Origin of the sequence: Rhodococcus sp. 06-235-1A (genome assembly GCF_002258785.1) — a bacterium.
Lineage (GTDB): Bacteria > Actinomycetota > Actinomycetes > Mycobacteriales > Mycobacteriaceae > Rhodococcoides.
In genome coordinates this window covers 336,309-355,352 of record NZ_NOYI01000003.1, presented here as the reverse complement: position 1 = coordinate 355,352, position 19,044 = coordinate 336,309, and the positions used below count along the sequence as shown (strand labels likewise).

Below are 19,044 nucleotides of genomic sequence, written 5' to 3'. Positions count from 1 at the left end.
CACGGCGAGCGGGCCGAAACAACCACGGCCGAAATGTATTCGACGTATCCCGGGCCGGTCAGGACACGATGGTGACGATCACCGCTGCAGGGTTCTCGGTAGTGGTCACCGCGAACTCGGGCCGATCGGAACCCACGCCGATGAACGATTGCGAAATTCCGCCGGGATCGGCGAGAAAGTCGACCGAGACCACGGCCGAATTCGCATCGTTGCGTATCCGCTCGGGCCCGGCGTAGGCCGGGACGGCATCGTCCGGTTCAGTCGACGTCCCCGACAGATCGACCTGCAGTACGGACTTTCCGGGCACCGCCACGGGTTCACTCGTGGCATACCGGACGGCCTCGTCGACGTACCTCACGGTGTACGACACCGGCCCATTTCCCGCCAGCCGGTACTCGACGGCCGAGGATCCCTCGAATCTCACATCGGTGACCCCGACCGGCGACATTCCCGGATATCGGGCACCTTCGAGATCCAGGGGAAGATCGTCGACGTAGGGGATCTCAACCGTTGGAGGTGCTGTGGGACCCGGAACAGCGGACGGATCTCCGACCACCAGAGAACCCGTGACCGTGGTGTAGTTCGCGCTCGCCGAGACCTCGTCGATCTCGGTGGTGACGTCCGCACCGGAGCAGCCGGCGAGCAGCACGACCAGAAGTGACCAGGCTGTCAAGGACGCTGCCGGCTCACTGCGGTGACCTTCGTGCATCGCCGTACCGTATCGAAGAAACCGTTCGGTTCGGTAGTGCTGCTCCGACGCAATTCGGTCACGATTGCACCGGCCGTCGATCCTGCTAGCGTCGGAGCATGGAGCCGAAAAGTTATTCGTCCGGTGAGCGCGTATTCGGTCCACCCAACGGAACGTTCGACGCCGACTGGGCTGCGACAGCACTGCGGTCCAACCGCCCCGAATTGGATCATCCCACCTCGGTTCGGCTCGTCGAGCAGGCCTGGGAGCTCCTCCGGACACAGGGCCTTCGCGGCGAGGGTCTCACCCGGGCACTCGACCTGGAGCCCGAACTGGCTGCCGCTGTCTCTGCGGTCGCCACCGAGACCGCAGAGCTCTACCTCGACCCCAGGTAGCTGCCCGGTCAGGTTCTGCTGAGCCGGTGCCGCACCAGGGCGAACATCAGACCTCCGAGGATCGACAACACCAGCATGCTGAAAATCCACGGTGCCGGCTCGTGTTGCCAGAGCACGTCCTGTTGCGCGGAGGGAACGTGCGACCGAACGTCGACCGTCGATGCCCCCGCCGCGAATCCCCACCGCGCGGGCAGCAGCCACGACAGTTGATCGAGCACGATTCGTCCGGTCACCGGAATCAAGCCACCGCACAGCACGAGTTGCGCCATCACCGTGACCACCATCATCGGCATGACCTGCTCTGCAGATTTCGCCATCGCCGACAACGCCAATCCGAGTATCGCCGAACACGCGGTGGTGGCTGCGATCACCAGCATCAATTCGATTGCGCCACTGTGTACGAAAGAGCCGGGCAGTAGCGACGCTGACGCCGGAGACCCCTTGCCCAGCAGTACCAGTGACACCAGAACCAGCGCCTGTACCACCGCCACTGCGCCGAATACCGCCGTCTTCGCCACCAGGTAGGCGCCGGGGTCGAGACCTGCCGCACGCTCGCGCCGAAATATGGTGCGCTCGCCCACCAGATCACGCGCCGACAGCGACAGTCCCATGAAGCAGGCACCCACGATCAACAGCACCATGATCTGCACGGGTTCGGTCGGCGCGTCCTGGCCCGCTGCTCCGAACCCGCTGCGGCCAGGAACGACAAGGGCCAGCACACCGAGCAGCACCGGTAGCACGGTCAAGAAGACGAAGTAGCCCCGATCCGCTGCGATGAGGCGCAGCTGTCGACGGGCAACGGTATCGAGCTGTCGACGGAAGGTCGTCGCGGAACCAGCCCGGTCCGCTCCTGCCGATCTGGTTCTGGGTGCGACCGGCGGCTGTGGACGGCCCGGCTGCCGTGCTCGGTACGCATCGAACACCGAATCGGGATCTGCGGCGACCGCAGCGAACGCATCGGCCCAGTCCGCGGTACCCAGAGCCCGACCTACGCCCCCTGCCGGACCGCGATAGGCGAGCTTGCCTCCCGGCGCGAGAAGCAACACCTGGTCACACATATCGAGGTACGTCACCGAGTGAGTCACGACGATCACGACGCGCCCGGCGTCGGCCAATTCTCGCAGCATCGCCATGACCTGACGATCGAGAGCGGGATCGAGGCCGGAGGTCGGTTCGTCGAGAATGAGCAGTGATGGGCCGGTGAGCAATTCGAGCGCAACCGATGCGCGTTTTCTCTGCCCGCCGGACAGGGCGTCGATTCGAGTGTCGGCGTGCTCGGTCAGAGACAGCTCGGCGAGGACACCCGCGACGACAGCCGCCCGGTCCGAGGCCGTGGTGTCGGGTGGGAGGCGAAGCTCGGCAGCGTAGGTGAGCGCCTGCGTCACGGTCAATTGTCGGTGCAGCACATCGTCCTGTGGAACCATGCCGATGCGCCCGCGAAGGGCCGCGTACTCGGCATGCACGTCGTGACCGTCGAACATGACCGAGCCGGTTGTCGGGGTGATCACACCGGAAACGACCGTGGACAGCGTCGATTTACCTGCGCCGGACGGGCCGATCAGCGCAGTCAGCGTTCCGTGCGCAGCGTCGAGGTCGACCCCGGTCAGGAGTGTTCTGTTGCTCCCCACGACCAGTCCGACTGCACGCACCACGAGACCGTCACCTGTCGTTTCGGCCGCCCTTGGCACGATGGCTCGGGCGACGACGAGAAAATCGACGTTCCCGATCGTGAACACCTGCCCGTCGAGCAGTTGCGTCGAGGTGACGCGGTGACCGCCGACGTACGTGCCGTTCATGCTGCCGAGATCCTCGATCGACAATCCGTCCGGTCCCGCCGACACCCTGGCATGCCTGCGCGAGACGAGAACGTCGGACACCACGACGTCGTTGTCGTCGGCGCGGCCGAGAGTCAGCCCGGACTTCGGAACCGTGATCGGCACATTGGGTCGAGCGAGAACGTACGCCGTCGAATCCGGTGGTTCGGTATTCGGGACGATGGTCAGCAGGGGGCCCGATCGCGGGTCACCGAGGCGTATGTCGACGGGAGCGAACACCGCGAGGGCATCGGAGATCGGAGACCCGTCGACGAAGGTGCCGTTGGCGCTCCCGGTGTCTCGTATCGTCCACCGACCGTGCCACACCAGCTCGGCGTGATGTCTCGAGACGAGCGGGTCGTGCACCGGTAGCAGATGACCCTGGTCTCGTCCGATAGTCACCGGAACTGCACCGTCGAACGTTCGGTGCACCGACCCGATGCGCACCGTCACCGACGGAATCCCCCGACTGTCCATGGGCGGATCCTAGTTCGGCCCGAAGAACTGCTCGACGACGAACCCGACGACGAGCACGGCCGTTCCGCCGATCTCGCCGACGATCAACGCGTGCATGAACACGTGCGTTCCGGGAACAGGCCGGACGAATTGATTCTCCGTGTCCCGGCGGACTCCGTGGACGGTGTAGCCGGCGATCGCACCCACGAAGAACAGCAGAACCACCGATGCGGCGGTGAGGTCGACCGCAACCGGCCAGGCACTGAAGTGCGCCAGAACGGCCAGTACGAGCGCGGCGAACGAGTACATCAGCGCCGCTCGATGGGCGATGTCGACGTATCTATGTGCCGTCCCGTCCGCCGAGGTCGACATCTGGCGATATTTCAGCACTCCCAGGCCCAGAGCCCACAGCAGCAGAAGACCGGCCGCGAGGACGATCACCTTGGTGTCCAGCTCCAACTGCATCCTTCTCTCCCCCAATCGATTCGGCGCCGAACGTATCACCGTCACCGGTCTTGATACCGTTCGGCAATGCCTGCCGACCCCGGAATGTCTCAGAGCGCGTACGGACTCCGATTCGATTGGGGTTCCACCGGTGCCGACGCCATCGTCGACGGGGCAGACATCGCCGTGATCGTCGACGTCCTGTCGTTCACGACGACACTGACAGTGGCGATGGATGCGGGTATCGACGTGATTCCGAGCCGATGGCGCGACGACCGAGCCGTGCAGCTGGCCGAACAGTTCGACGCGGCCCTTGCCGTCGGCCGCTCGGCTGCCGCGCCGGGGCACATCAGCCTGTGTCCGGCCACCATACGAAACGCGCCGGCACCCGCTCGCCTGGTGCTGCCCTCGCCCAACGGCTCCACCATCGCGCACGAACTCGCGAGCCGGGCCGGGCTGTGCGTGGGCGCATCGTTGAGAAATGCCGCGGCGGTCGCGACGTGGATACGTGCCGAGAACCCGACCGCCGTGATTGCCGTCATAGCGTCCGGTGAACGGTGGCCCGACGCGTCACTGCGTCCCGCAGTCGAGGACCTGTGGGGTGCGGGTGCGGTCATCGCCGAACTTCTCGATTCGAACGTTGCCGGCGCGTCTCCGGAAGCGGTGACGGCCGCAGCGGCGTGGCGAGCCGTCCATAACGATGTGAGCTCCGAGCTGCACCGATGCGCATCCGGGCGAGAACTGGAGGCGATGGGACATCCCGAGGACGTCGCGATCGCGGCGGAGACCGGTTCGAGTTCCTGCGTTCCGGTTCTGCGCGACGGGGTGTTCGTGGACGCGACTCGCTGACGGGCGATCCGGGGGCCGACACGGACCCGAAACACCGAACCGACGCGGCCGATCGTGTCCGATATTTGGATCGGAACCCCGAATCACGGATCATACGGTGGTGAGTACGGAACGAGTCGCCCCGAAGACCACCGTCGTTGTACCGACTTACAACGAACGGGAGAACCTCCCCAAGCTCGTCGAGCTGCTCGCCGGGCTGAAGGTCGAGGGCCTCGGCGTGCTGGTGGTCGACGACAATTCGCCCGACGGCACCGGCGATATCGCAGACAAACTGGCCATCGACGGTCCCCTCGAGGTCAGCGTTCTGCACCGCACCGAGAAGAACGGGCTCGGCCGCGCATATGTCGCCGGTATGACGCGCGCCCTGGACGAGGGCGCGGACATCGTGATTCAGATGGACGCCGATCTATCGCACCCCACCGAGGTGATTCCGGCCATGATCGACAAGCTGAACACGACAGACGCAGCCGTGGTTCTCGGATCGCGATACGTCCCCGGCGGTGCCGTTGCGGCCGATTGGCCCTGGCACCGCAAAGCACTCTCGGCGTGGGCGAACTTCTACGTCAACACCATCCTGCGGCTCGGCGTCAAAGACGCGACCGCAGGGTTCAAGGCATGGCACGCACGCACTCTGCGCACCATCGATGTGGCCTCGGTCGAGAGCAACGGATACGCGTTCCAGGTGGAGATGAACTACCGGACCGTCAAGCACGGCCTCACTCTCGCCGAGGTTCCGATCACATTCGAGGAGCGCAGCGAGGGCGAATCGAAGATGAGCCTATCGGTACAGCTCGAATCGGCCCTGGTGCCCTGGAAGTTGTTGCTGGGCAAGAAGAAGCTCTGATCGACGCCTCCGCCGTGCTCACGGCGTGAAGCGTCGGAATCCGCCTTCGGCATCGATGACTTGACCGGTGATCGAGCTCGAGTCGGGCGAGAGCAACATCGCTACGACAGCCGCAGCCTCCTCGGGTGAGTTCCACCGACCGCGCGGCATGTGGCGTCGGACGAATTCGTCCAGATCGGTGCCGGCCCAGCCGGTGTCGGTAGGACCCGGATTGATCGTGTTGACGGTGATGCCTCGCTCGATCACCGAGTCGGCCAGGGTAGGGGTGATCGACGCGATGGCACCCTTGCTCACCGCGTAGGGAATTTCGGTCGGCATCGGCCCCTGGTCCTGGCCGGAGGTGAACAATACGACGCGACCACCGTCGGGATGATCCACGTAGCGGCGCACGAATTCCTGCACCAGAAGCAGAGACGCTCGCACGTTCACCGCCCAGGTCACGTCGAGCGACTTCGCCGTCATCGAATCCAGATCACCCAGCTGCGACCGCGCATGGTTGACCACCAGAGAATCGATGGTGCCGAGCCTGGATTCGGCCGCGTCGAACAGAGTTACCGGTGCCGTGGGATCGACGAAATCGATGTCGAGGTGGCCGAGCCTGTCGGTAGCGGTGGACAACTCGGCCAACACTTGCCCTGCTCCCGGTGTGTCGGCTCCCCACGGCTCGGTGACGTCGTAGCCGTCGTACGACTGCGCGAAGACGCGGGTAGTCTCGTCCTGCAGCAGACGGCGGGTGACAGCGAAGCCGATTCCCTGCCGCCGACCCACGCCGGTGACGAGAACTGTTCTGCCTCGTGCCGGCACGTCCGAGTTTCTCATGCCGCTTCCTTGACCGACGCGGCGTACACATCGACGTATTCCTGCCCCGACAGATTCGCCAGCGCCGCCATCACCTCATCGGTGACCGCCCGCAGAATGGCCTTGCTGTTCTCTCCCCCTGCATATCTCGTGAAATTCAATGGTTCGCCGACGACCATACGGACCTTGCCCGGCCGCCACATCCTCGAACCCACCGGGTTTACTCCGAGCGTCCCGTGCATCACCACCGGCACGACGGGCGCCCCCGTCTCGATCGCCACTCTCGCCAGGCCGGTCTTGCCCTTGTACAGCCGGCCGTCAGGAGATCGAGTTCCCTCCGGATATACCGCCCACACCTTCCCCTGTCGCAGAATGCTTTTCGCGGCCTCGAGCGCTGGAGCCGAAGCGTCGGCACCGCGTCGATCGACCGGAACCTGACCCGTCGCGCTGTAGAACCACCGAAGCGCCGCGCCCTTGATTCCACGGCCGGTGAAGTACTCGCTCTTCGCGATGAAAGTGATCCGACGCCGAACCAGGAGAACGAGAAAGAAGGAGTCGACGACGGTGAGGTGATTTCCGGCGACGATCACCGGGCCCGACGTCGGGAGATTTTCCATCCCGACCACCGTCGGCCGACCCAGAATGCGGAGAATCGGCCCGATCAGCACATATTTGAACAGTGAGTACCACATCGATGAACCCTCTCGGCTGGACAACGTCACGGCCGAGAGTAGACAATGTCTACGTGCCTGACAACCTTCGGATTCGACTGGTGGACGCAGGTGTCCGCCTGCTCGAAAGCGAGGGGCAGGGCGGGCTCACCATCAGAGCGGTCACGCGTGAAGCCGGCGTATCGCACGGCGCACCGAGACGGTATTTTCCGACCCTGAGTGCTTTGGCTGCGGCCGTGGCCCGAGTCGGTCTGGTCGATCTCGGGACCGCGCTGAATTCTGCTGCACAACAGTCGGATTCGCCCCGAGATGCACTGGATGCGATGGCGTACGCGTACGTGCAGTTCGCGGCGCAGCGCCCCTCGATGTTCGCTCTCATCTTTCGGCACGACCTGCTCGAGGGCTCCGGTGAGAATCTGCGACAACAATCGCGCCCCTTGTTCGAAGCTCTCACCTCGACACTCGCTGCCGTCGCGACGGAGAATCCACAGTTCACCGCCCTACGACTGTGGACCTCCGTGCACGGAATAGCGGCGCTCAACTCCACACACGCATTCGAGCCGATCACCGATCGTTCGGCGGTGACGGAATTGACCCGCCGCGCAGTGCGCGACGCGATCGCCGACGCTACCGAACCAGGGACTTGACCGACGCAGGCAGTTGGCGGACGTTCTTATAGGGACCGACCACCGCGGCACCGAAAGGACGATCGAGCAACACTGCAGCGACCTCGCGTACTTCGTCGTTGCCGACGCTGTCGATCCGCGCCAAGGTATCGGTGATGTCGCGGTGATTACCGTAGTTCAGTTCGCTGCGACCGATCCGGTTCATCCGAGAACCCGAATCTTCCAGTCCCAGAACCAATCCGCCCCGCAACGAACCCTTCGCCCGAGCACACTCGGCGTCGGTGATGCCCTCCGAAGCGACCTTGGCCAGCACTTCCCTGATCACCGTGGTCACTTCGCCCAAGTTCTCCGGCTGACAGCCCGCGTACACCGAGAACGCACCGCTGTCGGCAAACGTGTCCACCGAGGAATACACGGAGTACGCCAGGCCGCGTTCTTCCCTGATCTCCTGGAACAGGCGAGAACTGAGCCCCCCGCCCACGGCCGAGTTCAGAACGGACAATGCCCAACGATGCCCTTCATGTCGGCCGAACGCACGCACGCCGAGGCACAGGTGCGCCTGCTCGCTGTCACGAGTCGTCAGGCTCAACGTGGGAGCATTACGCAATCTCGCTGTGCCACCGCGTCGTTCGGCCGGCCGCACGCCCTTCTCCAGATGACCCGAGAAAGCCCGGCGCACGAGCGAGACGATCTGCTTGTGATCGACGTTGCCCGCGACCGCGACGACCATGCGCTGCGGCGTATAGCGGCGAACGTGGAACGAGTGCAATTGCGCACGCGTCATCGACTCGATGGATTCGACGGATCCGATGATCGGGCGTCCGATCGGATGATCGCCGAACATCGCTTCCAGGAAGGCATCTCCCAGCAGGTCCTCGGGATCGTCGTCGCGCATGGAGATCTCTTCGAGGACCACCTGACGCTCGACGTCCACATCTGCCGATCGGCACCGGCCGCGCAGCACCACATCGCTGACCAGATCGATGGCGAGCGCCACGTCCTCGTCGAGCACGTGCGCGTAGAAGCAGGTGCTCTCCTTCGAGGTGAACGCGTTCAACTCTCCCCCGACACCGTCCATCACCTGGGCGATCTCGAGGGCACTGCGCGTGGGAGTCGACTTGAACAACAGATGTTCGAGGAAGTGCGCTGCACCGGCAACACTGGGTTGCTCGTCCCGTGAGCCGACTCCGACCCACACACCGACCGAGGCAGAGCGAACGCCGGGCACGAACTCGGTGACGACCCGAAGACCACCGGGCAGAGTGGTGCGTTGCACGCCGGTGTCGATGCCTGCGCTCTCTGGAACGGCCGAACGGTACGTCCCGAGGGGACGTACCGTTCGACTCGATTGCTTCTTACTCAGCGCTGACCTCGGCGGGTGCCTCGGGAGCGTCGGCGGGAGCAGCCGCGTTGTCGTCCTCGACGGGAACGAGGCTGATCTTGCCGCGGTTGTCGATATCGGCGATCTCGACGCGCAACTTGGATCCGACGCTGACGACGTCCTCCACCTTGTTGATGCGCTTGCCGTTACCGAGCTTGGAGATGTGCACCAGTCCGTCGCGGCCCGGGAGCAGCGAAACGAATGCACCGAAAGCCGTTGTCTTGACGACGGTTCCGAGGAATCGCTCGCCGACCTTCGGCAGCTGCGGGTTGGCGATGGCGTTGATCATGTCGATCGCGGCCTGTGCGGACGGTCCGTCCGCTGCACCGACGTAGACAGTGCCGTCATCTTCGATCGAGATGTTGGCACCGGTCTGCTCGGTGATGGAGTTGATCATCTTGCCCTTGGGCCCGATGACCTCGCCGATCTTGTCGACCGGCACCTTGATCGCGGTAACGCGAGGTGCGTACGGGCTCATCTCGTCCGGGGTGTCGATGGCCTCGGCCATGACCTCGAGGATCGTCGTGCGAGCATCCTTGGCCTGCGACAGCGCGCCGGCGAGCACCTTGGAGGGGATGCCGTCGAGCTTGGTGTCGAGCTGCAGCGCCGTGACGAAGTCCTTGGTTCCGGCGACCTTGAAGTCCATGTCACCGAACGCGTCCTCGGCACCGAGGATATCGGTGAGTGCGACGTAACGAGTCTCGCCGTCGACCTCGTCGGACACGAGGCCCATCGCGATACCGGCAACCGGGGCACGCAGCGGCACACCGGCATTGAGCAGCGACAGAGTCGACGCGCAGACCGAGCCCATCGAGGTCGAGCCGTTGGAGCTCAGTGCCTCGGAGACCTGACGGATGGCGTACGGGAACTCGGCCTGGCTCGGCAGCACCGGCAGCAGAGCGCGCTCGGCGAGTGCGCCGTGCCCGATCTCGCGACGCTTCGGCGAACCGACGCGGCCGGTCTCACCGGTGGAGTACGGCGGGAAGTTGTAATGGTGCATGTATCGCTTGGACGTCTCGGGCCCGAGCGAGTCGACCTGCTGCGCCATCTTGACCATGTCGAGAGTGGTGACGCCGAGGATCTGGGTCTCGCCGCGCTCGAACAGGGCCGATCCGTGGGTACGCGGAATGATCGCGACCTCGGCGGACAGCGACCGGATGTCGGTGATGCCGCGACCGTCGATGCGGAAGTGATCGGTGAGGATGCGCTGGCGAACCGACTTCTTGGTCAGTGCACGGAATGCGGCACCGATCTCCTTCTCGCGGCCGGCGAAGCTGTCTCCGACCGACGTGAGGACCTGAGCCTTGACCTCGTCGAGCTTGCTCTCACGCTCGGCCTTGCCCGCAATGGTCAGTGCCTCGTTGAGCGGGATCTTCGCGGCGTTCTCGACGGCCTCGAAGACGTCCGACTGGTACGCCGGGAAGACCGGGTAGTCGCCGGTGGGCTTGGCTGCCTTGGACGCGAGCTCCTGCTGTGCGGTGCACAGGGCAGCGATGAAGGGCTTCGAAGCCTCGAGGCCCTCGGCGACCACCGACTCGTTGGGGGCGGTGGCACCGCCCTCGATGAGCTCGATGACGTTCTCCGTGGCCTCTGCTTCGACCATCATGATGGCGACGTCTGCGTCGGCACCGGAGCCGGAGACGATGCGGCCGGCGACGACCATGTTGAACACGGCCTTCTCGAGCTGCTCGTTGGTCGGGAACGCGACCCACTGCTTGTCGATCAGTGCGACGCGGACGCCGCCGATCGGGCCGGAGAACGGCAGTCCGGCGATCTGCGTCGAAGCCGAGGCCGCGTTGATCGCGACGACGTCGTACAGATCGGCGGGATTGAGGCTCATCACGGTGATGACGACCTGGATCTCGTTACGCAGTCCGTCGACGAACGTCGGACGCAGCGGCCGGTCGATCAGGCGGCAGGTGAGGATGGCGTCGGTGGACGGACGACCCTCGCGGCGGAAGAACGATCCGGGGATACGGCCGGCCGCGTACATGCGCTCTTCGACGTCGACCGTCAGCGGGAAGAAATCGAACCCTTCGCGGGGGTGCTTGCCTGCGGTCGTCGCCGACAGCAGCATCGTGTCCTCGTCGAGGTACGCGGCAACTGCGCCTGCGGCCTGCTGTGCGAGGCGACCGGTCTCGAAGCGGATGGTCCGCTTGCCGAACGTGCCGTTGTCGATGATCGCGGTTGCTTCGTAGACGCCTTCTTCGATGTCCACGGTTGTTGTCTCTGTCATATGTTCTCTTCTCGTCCTCTCGTCTTTGCCGTGCCCGCGCGGACACACCACTAGCCCTCCTGGCTGTGGCGGCATACCTGTGCCGTCCATCCGACGAGAGATTCTCTCGGGACGCGGCTGCGCGGAGGCGGCCATCGATCGAAGCCCGCCGGATCTCGTATCCGAAAGGCCACTACCGAAGACCGTCACCACGGCGTGACAGGCATACACGGCGGTGTGCGGATGCCGTGCATCCGCTTCTTCGTGCTGGCGTAACTGTTCTTGCGGTACAAACACAGATAGCCAACGAGGAACAGTCTAAGCACTGCCTCGTTGGCTACTGCACTATTGCTGCGAGTCGGGTGCGCACCGGCGCGTCGAACCGTGCGTCGGTGACAACCTCGCGTCGATGCGAATTATCGACGCAGACCCAGACGCTCGATGAGCGAGCGGTAGCGGGTGACGTCGACCTTCGCGATGTACTTGAGCAGACGACGACGACGTCCGACCAGCAGCAGCAGGCCGCGGCGGGAGTGGTGGTCGTGCTTGTGCGTCTTGAGGTGCTCGGTCAAGTCGACGATGCGCTTGGTGAGCATTGCAACCTGCGCCTCGGGCGAGCCCGTGTCGGTGGGGTGCAAGCCGTACTCGCCGAGAACGGCCTTCTTCTGTTCGGTGGTCAATGCCACTGGTACTACTCCTGATCAATGACGTCCGCGTGAAAGGAAGCAACGCGCCCCCATCGAGCAACCGAGGTCGACACGAGGGGATCGAAGCCGGTACAGCCGCCACGGACCGCAGCGAGCACCGAGGGGACAGCCTATCAGGCCGTGCTCGCCGCCAGAATCGAGCGGGCTCGCTCGGCATCGCGTCCCATTTCCTCGACGAGCGCCTCCATGGAGTCGAACTTCTCCATGCCGCGCAGCCGGTCGACGAAGTCGACTGCCACATGCTGCCCGTACAGGTCTGCCTCGCCGTCGAGTACGAATGCCTCGACGGTCCTGGTTCGACCCGAGAACGTGGGATTGGTCCCCACCGACACCGCGGCCGGGTGCCGCTCCCCCGGCGTCACCGTACCCATGATCGGACCGGGCCCGAGCACGGTGAACCACGCCGCGTAGACACCGTCCGCGGGTATGGCCGAATACATGGGCGGCGCAACATTGGCTGTGGGATAGCCCATTTGGCGGCCTCGTCCATCGCCGTGCACGACGACACCCTCCACGCGATGCGGACGCCCGAGCGCGGCGGTGGCGGCAGCGACGTCTCCCGCGTCCACACAGGATCTGATGTAGGTGGAGGAGAAGGTCACGGCGTGCTCGGCGAGCAGGTTCACTCCGTCGACCGCGAATCCTGCCCGTTCCCCGATCTTGCGCAGCATCGGAACGGTGCCGAGCGCCTTCTTGCCGTACGTGAAGTTCTCGCCGACGACGACCTCGGCAACGTGCAGCCGTTCGATGAGAATCTCGTGCACGTACCGCTCGGGCGTCAGCTTCATCAGCTCGGGCGTGAACGGCATGACGCAGAACACTTCGATTCCCAGCTGTTCGGCCAACTCGGCCCGCCTGGTCAGCGTTGTCAGCTGGGCGGGATGACTTCCGGGCCGGACCACTTCCATCGGGTGGGGATCGAACGTCATGAGCACGCTCGGAACGCCGCGCTTCTTCGCTGCGGCCACCGCGCGCCCGATCAGTTGTGCGTGTCCACGATGAACGCCGTCGAATACGCCGATCGTGAGCACGCACCTGCCCCAGTCGGCAGGTACATCGTCGAGACCTCGCCATCTCTGCACACCGGGAAGCCTACGGCCCCACGGCCGCCCGGTCACTCTCGGACAGGCGTGTCGTGTGCGGCAGGTATGGACAAAAAGGTATCCCCACGGTAAATATTTCGGGGTGCCTAACTTTTTTCTTCGCTCGGATGGATCCCACGCCGGACGAGTGGTTGCGAGCTGGGCCGTGGCTGGACTACTAGTAGTGGCGTCGACCAGCTGCGCCCGGTCCGTGGGCGACGACGATCACACTGCGCTCGACGACGGCAGACCCTTGGTTCTGACGACATTCACCGTCCTCGCCGACATGGCCGCCAATGTCGCCGGCGATCATTTACGAGTGGAATCCATCACAAAAGCCGGTGCCGAGATCCACGGTTACGAACCGACGCCAGGAGATCTGCGTACGGCCGAGCAGGCCGAGCTGATCCTCGACAACGGACTCGGACTGGAGGCCTGGTTCGAGAAATTCGTCGAGCGCATCCCCGCACCCCACGCAGTGGTGAGTGCGAATGTGGACCCGATCTACATCCGCGACGACGCCTACGCGGGCAAAGCGAACCCCCACGCATGGATGTCCCCGGTCGTGGCCGAGACGTACGTCGAGAACATCGCCGACGCGTTCGTCGCCCTCGACCCCGCCAACACCGACGACTACCGAGCCAACGCAGCCGGCTACATCGGACAACTCCGCGAGGTCGGTACCGAACTCGACGCAGACCTCTCCGCCCTGCCCGAACGTCAGCGTGCACTCGTCACCTGTGAAGGTGCATTCGGCTATCTGGCCCGCGACTTCGACCTGCAGGAGGCCTACCTGTGGCCGGTCAACGCAGAGCAGGAAGGAACGCCGAAGCAGGTGGTGCGCACCATCGATTTCGTTCGTGACAACGACGTACCCGCCGTGTTCTGCGAGTCGACCGTCTCGGACAAGGCACAGCTGCAGGTCGCCGAGGACACCGGTGCTCGATTCGGGGGAAAGCTCTACGTCGACTCGCTGAGCGATGCGGCAGGCCCCGTCCCCACATACCTGGATCTACTGCGCTACGACGCACGGTTGATCGCCGACGCATTGGTAGGAGAACGATGACCGAGCATGCTGCAGCACCGCACGAGAACGGGGCAGCTCTGACGGTCGATACCGTCAACGTCCGATATCGAGACGTCGTGGCACTCGTCGATGCCAGCCTGACGCTCGCACCGGGTCGGGTGTGCGGGCTGGTCGGCATGAACGGATCGGGCAAATCGACGCTGTTCAAGGCCGTCATGGGCGTCGTCAGGCCCAACTCCGGTTCGATCACCGTGTTCGGCGGCGACCCTGCCCAGGCACGCAAGGCAGGCACGGTCAGTTACGTGCCCCAGGCGGAATCAGTCGACTGGACGTTCCCGATCAGCGTGCGCGACGTGGTGATGATGGGCCGATACGGGAAGCAGAACTTCCTCCGCACCCCCCGCGCAGCCGATCGACTGGCCGTCGACGAGGCACTGCAGCGCGTCGACCTCGGCGAACTCGCGAACCGACAGATCGGCCAACTCTCCGGTGGCCAACGCAAACGAGCGTTCGTCGCCCGCGCCATCGCCCAGGAGGCGTCGTTGTTGTTGCTCGACGAGCCCTTCGCCGGAGTGGACAAGAAGACCGAAGCGACCATCACCCGGCTGCTGCGCGAACTCGCCGCGCACGGAGCCTCGGTTCTCGTGTCCACGCACGATCTTCACGCCCTACCGGATCTGTGCGACGAGGCGATCCTGCTGCAGCAGCGGGTGCTGATGCACGGCAGTCCGGCCGAGGTACTGAGACCGGAGAACCTCGCGCTGGCCTTCGGCATCGACCCGTCGAAGGTCGACCAGCTCGGTGCGGGCACTCGAACTCCCGCCACCCGAACCACGGAAGCGAGCTGAACCGTGTACCTCGTCGACTTTCTCGTGGACCCACTCGAATACACCTTCATGCAGCGGGCGCTCCTGGTGACCGTCACCGCCTCGATCGTGTGCGCTGTGCTGAGCTGCTGGCTCGTCCTCATCGGCTGGTCTCTGATGGGCGACGCCGTCTCGCACGCAGTGCTCCCCGGCGTCGCATTGTCGTATCTGTTGGGTGCACCGTTCGCAATCGGCGCTCTCCTGTTCGCCCTCATCGCAGTCGGCGCCATCGGGGTCGTGCGCAACACCACCATCGTCAAGGAGGACGCCGCGATCGGCGTCGTCTTCACGACCTTGTTCGCGCTCGGTGTCGTCCTGATCTCGAAGTTTCCCAGCCAGATCGACCTCAACCACATCCTGTTCGGCAATCTCCTGGGCGTATCGCAGGCAGACATGATTCAGGTGTTCGTTCTCGGCGGCATTGCGCTCGCCGTCATGGTCGTCAAGCGTCGCGATTTCACGCTCTTCGCATTCGACCGCACCCAGGCTCGGGCCGTCGGCATCAATCCGACCGTTATCTCGGCCGTGATGCTGACCCTGCTGGCGTTGACGACCGTGGTGGCACTTCAGGCCGTCGGCGTGATTCTCGTGGTGGCGATGCTCATCACCCCCGGTGCGTCGGCGTATCTGCTCACGCACAGCTTCGGCCGGATGCTGGTGCTGGCACCACTGATCTCGGTGGGATGCGCGCTGGTCGGGATCTATGCCAGCTTCTACCTCGACGTGTCCTCCGGTGGCAGCGTCGTGCTGACCCAGGGGCTCGTCTTCGTGCTCGCGTACCTCTTCAGCCCGTCACAGGGCATCGTCACCCGTGCTCTCCGGCAACGCGGACAGGTGCCGACAGCTCCGGCCGGGTGAGGTGTCTTTTTCCATTGGATTGCCTAAGCTCGGCGACGTGGCGCAACGAAAAGACGATCCCGCTCCGGCCGACGAGGGCGTCCAGCTGTCGGCGGTTGCGCAGGACTATCTGAAGGTCATCTGGACGGCCAGCGAGTGGAGCGAGGACTCCGTCAGCACCAAGATGCTCTCCGAGCGCATCGGTGTCTCCGCATCGACGGTGTCCGAGGCGATTCGCAAGCTCGCCGACCAGGGCATGGTCGACCACGCCCGGTACGGAGCGATCTCGCTGACCGAGAAGGGCCGCCTGGCTGCCATCGGAATGGTTCGTCGGCACCGTCTGATCGAGACCTACCTGGTTCGCGAACTCGGATACGGATGGGACGAGGTGCACGACGAGGCCGAGATCCTCGAACACGCCGTCTCCGACCTGATGATGGACCGCATCGACGCGAAACTCGGCCACCCCGAGCGAGATCCGCACGGAGACCCGATTCCCTCGGTCGACGGCGCAATCGACACGCCGTCCGCAACGCGCCTGAGCGAGTACCTGGACGGACAGTCCGGCCGCGTTGCCCGAATCTCCGATTCCGACCCGGCAATGCTTCGCTACTTCGATTCCGTCGGCATCACGCTCGACCTACCGATCACGGTGATCGAACGACGCGACTACGCCGGAACCGTTGCCATCGAACTCGCTCGCACCGGTACCAAGGACGCAATCGACCTCGGTCACCGCGCCGCCGAAGCCATCTGGATGGTTCCGGCCAACTGATCACCTGGCGGTTCAGTGTCCGCGCAGGGTCGCGGGCCGTACGACCATGACCGAGCTCGCCCTCTTGCCCTTCTCCTGAAGCAGAGCGATGGTGTGGCCCGTCGGATCGACGGCCGCGTACACCCCATCGATTCCGATCGGGTCCAGCCAGCGCCCCTGGCTCAGTGATTCCGCCTCGGCGGCATCGATCTGCCGGTGTGGAAATGCGGTACGCGCCGCCTGGTCGATATCCAGGCTGACGGCCGGATCCTCGGCCAGTTCGTCGAGCGTGCGTGCGTGCTCGAGTGTGAAGGGACCGACTCGAGTGCGACGCAGCACAGTCAGATGACCACCGACACCGAGTGCCGAACCGAGATCGCGTGCCAGCGCCCGCACGTAGGTCCCCGACGAACAATCCACCTCCACGTCGAGATCGACGAACGTGGACTCACCGTCGGCCACGTCTCGCCTGGCCGCCACGTCGAACCGGGTGACGCTCACCGTGCGGGCAGCGAGGGTGAACTCCTCACCTGCGCGGGACAACTTGTGGGCCCGCTGACCGTCGACCTTGATGGCGCTGACACTGGCAGGCACCTGGTCGATGTCTCCGGTCAGAGCTGCGATCGCAGTGGCGATGTCGGAGTCGGCCACGTGCGCTGCCGACACGTCCGCCAGCACGTCGCCCTCGGCATCGTCGGTCGTCGTGCTGCGGCCCAGCCGAACGGTCGCGGTATACGACTTGGTGGTCAGCGAAAGTAGACCGAGCATTTTCGTCGCACGCTCCACGCCGAGCACGAGAACTCCCGTCGCCATGGGATCGAGAGTCCCCGCATGACCGACTTTTCTGGTGCGCAACAGCTTTCGGCACGACGCCACGACATCGTGGCTCGTCACACCCGGCCCCTTGTCGACCACAAGCAAGCCGGCACCGACGAGACCGGACGAAATCTTTTCGCGAGCACTCACGAGAGAGCATTGTGCCAGGCTCGCGAATCCGGTCGTCACGTCACCGAGATCGCAGTCATCACCAGACCGCCCGCCACCATCCATCGACCGTCGAACGCCGACAGAGGCGGGCCGGTGACGGTGTCCCCCGGCACCAACAACTCGGAGTGGAACGTTCCCGAGATGTCGTCACCGGAGCCGGTTCGCTCGAACGTGATGTGCGCGTCCTCGAACCCGAGCCACCGTCCGGTCAGCGGCTCCCACGCCTTGTACGTGGCTTCCTTGGCGCAGAACAACACTCGGTCCCAATGGACGTCCTCACGACCGGCGGTCGCGAGCCAGTCTCGCTCGGCCGGCAGGCTCACCGCCTCCAAGACTCCGTCGGGCAAGGGGCCGTGCGGCTCGGCGTCGATACCCACCGAACGCACCTGCATCGAATACGCCAATACGGCACCGCGATACCCGTCGCAGTGAGTCAGGGATCCGACCACACCCTTCGGCCACTGCGGTGCACCGGATTTGCCGCGCATGATCGGCGCGGGCTCCACGCCCAGCTTCTCCATCGCCACACGCGCGCAGTGTCGAGCCGAGGTGAACTCACGTTTACGTTTGTCCACGGCCTTGGCGACCAACGGCGCTTCGAGTGGATGCGGCGTCAAACCCGGTGGATCAGCGAATAATTCGGCCGAGACGACCCCGTTGGGGAGTATCGATTCGATCACTTGCCAGCCCTCATCTTCTCGACCTCTGCCTCCATCTCGGGCGTCACGGTGAAGTGTCCACCCCATTTGTTCAACGTGCCCGGCGGATACTCGGGAACCGGAAGGATCTGGCGCAGAACGTTGTTCGGTAGTCCACGGCGCTGCCATTCACGCGGGTATCCCACCGAGACCTCCTCGAAGCGGACACCGTCGTAGTAGGTGGTCCGCGGGATGTGCAGGTGCCCGTACACCGAGCAGATCGCGTTGTATCTGGTGTGCCAGTCCGCCGTCAGAGTCGACCCGCACCACAGGGCGAACTCCGGGTAGAACAGCACCTCGGTCGGCTGGCGAACCATCGGAAAGTGGTTGATGAGCACGGTGGGAACCGTGGTGTCCAGTGCGTCGAGGCGCTCCCGGGTGGCCTCGATTCGAGCGTGGCACCAGGCATCCCGCGTTGCATACGGCTGCGAGGACAGCAGGAACTCGTCGGTGGCGACGACGTTCTTCTCGCGCGCGATCGCCAGCCCGTGTTCTTTGTCCCGCGCTCCCTGCGGGAGGAACGAGTAGTCGTAGAGCAGAAACATCGGCACTATCGTCGCGGGTCCGCCCTCACCTTCCCAGCGCAGATACGGGTCCTCGGGGGTGATGACGTCGATCTCGCGGCACAGGTTGACCAGATACTCGTAGCGAGCGGCTCCGTGGATCTGAACGGGGTCCTTGACCGTCGTCCACAGTTCGTGGTTCCCGGGTACCCAGATGACCTTCGCGAACCGGCTACGGAGCAGTTCGAGCGCCCACTTGATGTCATCGGTCTTCTCCGACACGTCGCCGGCAACGATCAGCCAATCTTCGGGCGATTCGGGAAAGATGTCCTCTGTGACGGGCCGGTTGCCCCGATGTCCGACGTGAATGTCGCTCACTGCCCACAGCTTCGCTGCCACTGA

Annotated in this window: 20 protein-coding genes; 8 read left to right on the top strand and 12 right to left on the bottom strand. The window is 64.6% G+C overall.

Annotation, left to right across the window (positions count from 1 at the left end):
• Positions 1-58: 58 nt before the first annotated feature.
• Positions 59-709 (bottom strand): AMIN-like domain-containing (lipo)protein, encoded by a 651-nt coding sequence (locus CH275_RS03550; protein WP_094675135.1) that lies wholly within the window; start codon positions 707-709, stop codon positions 59-61.
• A 98-nt stretch (positions 710-807) separates the two neighbouring features.
• On the opposite strand from CH275_RS03550, the gene CH275_RS03545 reads away from it, so the two are divergent.
• Positions 808-1,083, top strand: coding sequence for a hypothetical protein (locus CH275_RS03545; protein ID WP_094675133.1), 276 nt, complete (start codon positions 808-810; stop codon positions 1,081-1,083).
• 8 nt (positions 1,084-1,091) lie between these two features.
• Here CH275_RS03545 and CH275_RS03540 read toward each other — a convergent pair whose 3' ends face one another.
• Both CH275_RS03540 and CH275_RS03535 read right to left on the bottom strand, forming a co-directional pair.
• Complete coding sequence (locus CH275_RS03540) at positions 1,092-3,374, bottom strand: FHA domain-containing protein (RefSeq protein ID WP_094675131.1); 2,283 nt, start codon at positions 3,372-3,374, stop codon at positions 1,092-1,094.
• A gap of 9 nt (positions 3,375-3,383) precedes the next feature.
• On the bottom strand, positions 3,384-3,818 hold the full coding sequence (locus tag CH275_RS03535; protein ID WP_094675129.1) for a hypothetical protein: 435 nt from the start codon (positions 3,816-3,818) through the stop codon (positions 3,384-3,386).
• Between the two features lie 66 nt (positions 3,819-3,884).
• On the opposite strand from CH275_RS03535, the gene CH275_RS03530 reads away from it, so the two are divergent.
• Positions 3,885-4,646: a 2-phosphosulfolactate phosphatase gene (locus tag CH275_RS03530; protein ID WP_094675127.1), complete on the top strand. Its 762-nt coding sequence runs from the start codon at positions 3,885-3,887 to the stop codon at positions 4,644-4,646.
• 100 nt (positions 4,647-4,746) lie between these two features.
• The gene (locus CH275_RS03525) at positions 4,747-5,490 is read left to right on the top strand and encodes a polyprenol monophosphomannose synthase (protein WP_094675413.1); all 744 of its coding nucleotides are present in this window, start codon (positions 4,747-4,749) and stop codon (positions 5,488-5,490) included.
• An 18-nt stretch (positions 5,491-5,508) separates the two neighbouring features.
• Here the strand turns inward: CH275_RS03525 and CH275_RS03520 are convergent, their stop codons facing one another.
• Together CH275_RS03520 and CH275_RS03515 are read right to left on the bottom strand one after the other, a co-directional pair.
• On the bottom strand, positions 5,509-6,309 hold the full coding sequence (locus CH275_RS03520; RefSeq protein WP_094675125.1) for an SDR family oxidoreductase: 801 nt from the start codon (positions 6,307-6,309) through the stop codon (positions 5,509-5,511).
• Complete coding sequence (locus CH275_RS03515) at positions 6,306-6,980, bottom strand: lysophospholipid acyltransferase family protein (RefSeq protein ID WP_094675123.1); 675 nt, start codon at positions 6,978-6,980, stop codon at positions 6,306-6,308. The genes CH275_RS03520 and CH275_RS03515 overlap by 4 nt, the downstream gene beginning before the upstream one ends.
• A 53-nt stretch (positions 6,981-7,033) precedes the next feature.
• Between CH275_RS03515 and CH275_RS03510 the strand changes: the two genes are divergently transcribed.
• Positions 7,034-7,606, top strand: a complete 573-nt coding sequence (locus tag CH275_RS03510; protein ID WP_256990836.1) for a TetR/AcrR family transcriptional regulator — start codon at positions 7,034-7,036, stop codon at positions 7,604-7,606.
• On the opposite strand, the gene CH275_RS03505 is transcribed toward CH275_RS03510, so the two are convergent.
• The 4 genes from CH275_RS03505 to CH275_RS03490 form a co-directional block, all read right to left on the bottom strand.
• A complete protein-coding gene (locus tag CH275_RS03505; protein ID WP_094675411.1) occupies positions 7,587-8,873 on the bottom strand; it encodes a M16 family metallopeptidase in 1,287 nt (428 codons plus the stop codon). The two genes, CH275_RS03510 and CH275_RS03505, sit on opposite strands and share 20 nt — an antisense overlap.
• Positions 8,874-8,940: 67 nt before the next feature.
• A complete protein-coding gene (locus CH275_RS03500) occupies positions 8,941-11,202 on the bottom strand; it encodes a polyribonucleotide nucleotidyltransferase (protein WP_094675119.1) in 2,262 nt (753 codons plus the stop codon).
• A gap of 395 nt (positions 11,203-11,597) precedes the next feature.
• Complete coding sequence (gene rpsO / locus CH275_RS03495; RefSeq protein WP_032397847.1) at positions 11,598-11,867, bottom strand: 30S ribosomal protein S15; 270 nt, start codon at positions 11,865-11,867, stop codon at positions 11,598-11,600.
• A gap of 134 nt (positions 11,868-12,001) precedes the next feature.
• Positions 12,002-12,970, bottom strand: a complete 969-nt coding sequence (locus CH275_RS03490) for a bifunctional riboflavin kinase/FAD synthetase (RefSeq protein ID WP_094675117.1) — start codon at positions 12,968-12,970, stop codon at positions 12,002-12,004.
• Positions 12,971-13,154: 184 nt separating this feature from the next.
• Here CH275_RS03490 and CH275_RS03485 point away from each other — a divergent pair, with 184 nt between their 5' ends.
• The 4 genes from CH275_RS03485 to CH275_RS03470 are packed head-to-tail and all read left to right on the top strand — an operon-like array spanning position 13,155 to position 16,475.
• A complete protein-coding gene (locus tag CH275_RS03485; protein ID WP_256990835.1) occupies positions 13,155-14,036 on the top strand; it encodes a metal ABC transporter substrate-binding protein in 882 nt (293 codons plus the stop codon).
• On the top strand, positions 14,033-14,845 hold the full coding sequence (locus CH275_RS03480; RefSeq protein ID WP_094675113.1) for a metal ABC transporter ATP-binding protein: 813 nt from the start codon (positions 14,033-14,035) through the stop codon (positions 14,843-14,845). The genes CH275_RS03485 and CH275_RS03480 overlap by 4 nt, the downstream gene beginning before the upstream one ends.
• A 3-nt stretch (positions 14,846-14,848) precedes the next feature.
• Complete coding sequence (locus tag CH275_RS03475; protein WP_094675111.1) at positions 14,849-15,721, top strand: metal ABC transporter permease; 873 nt, start codon at positions 14,849-14,851, stop codon at positions 15,719-15,721.
• Positions 15,722-15,758: 37 nt separating this feature from the next.
• On the top strand, positions 15,759-16,475 hold the full coding sequence (locus tag CH275_RS03470; RefSeq protein WP_094675109.1) for a metal-dependent transcriptional regulator: 717 nt from the start codon (positions 15,759-15,761) through the stop codon (positions 16,473-16,475).
• Between the two features lie 12 nt (positions 16,476-16,487).
• On the opposite strand, the gene truB is transcribed toward CH275_RS03470, so the two are convergent.
• Genes truB through CH275_RS03455 form a run of 3 tightly spaced genes read right to left on the bottom strand, consistent with a single transcriptional unit; the run spans position 16,488 to position 19,041 of the window.
• Entirely contained in the window at positions 16,488-17,420 is a 933-nt protein-coding gene (gene truB / locus CH275_RS03465) for a tRNA pseudouridine(55) synthase TruB (protein ID WP_094675409.1), read from the bottom strand.
• Between the two features lie 35 nt (positions 17,421-17,455).
• Positions 17,456-18,121, bottom strand: coding sequence for a 4'-phosphopantetheinyl transferase family protein (locus tag CH275_RS03460; RefSeq protein WP_094675107.1), 666 nt, complete (start codon positions 18,119-18,121; stop codon positions 17,456-17,458).
• Entirely contained in the window at positions 18,118-19,041 is a 924-nt protein-coding gene (locus tag CH275_RS03455) for a metallophosphoesterase family protein (protein WP_094675407.1), read from the bottom strand. Before CH275_RS03455 ends, CH275_RS03460 begins: the two co-directional genes overlap by 4 nt.
• Positions 19,042-19,044: the final 3 nt, after the last annotated feature.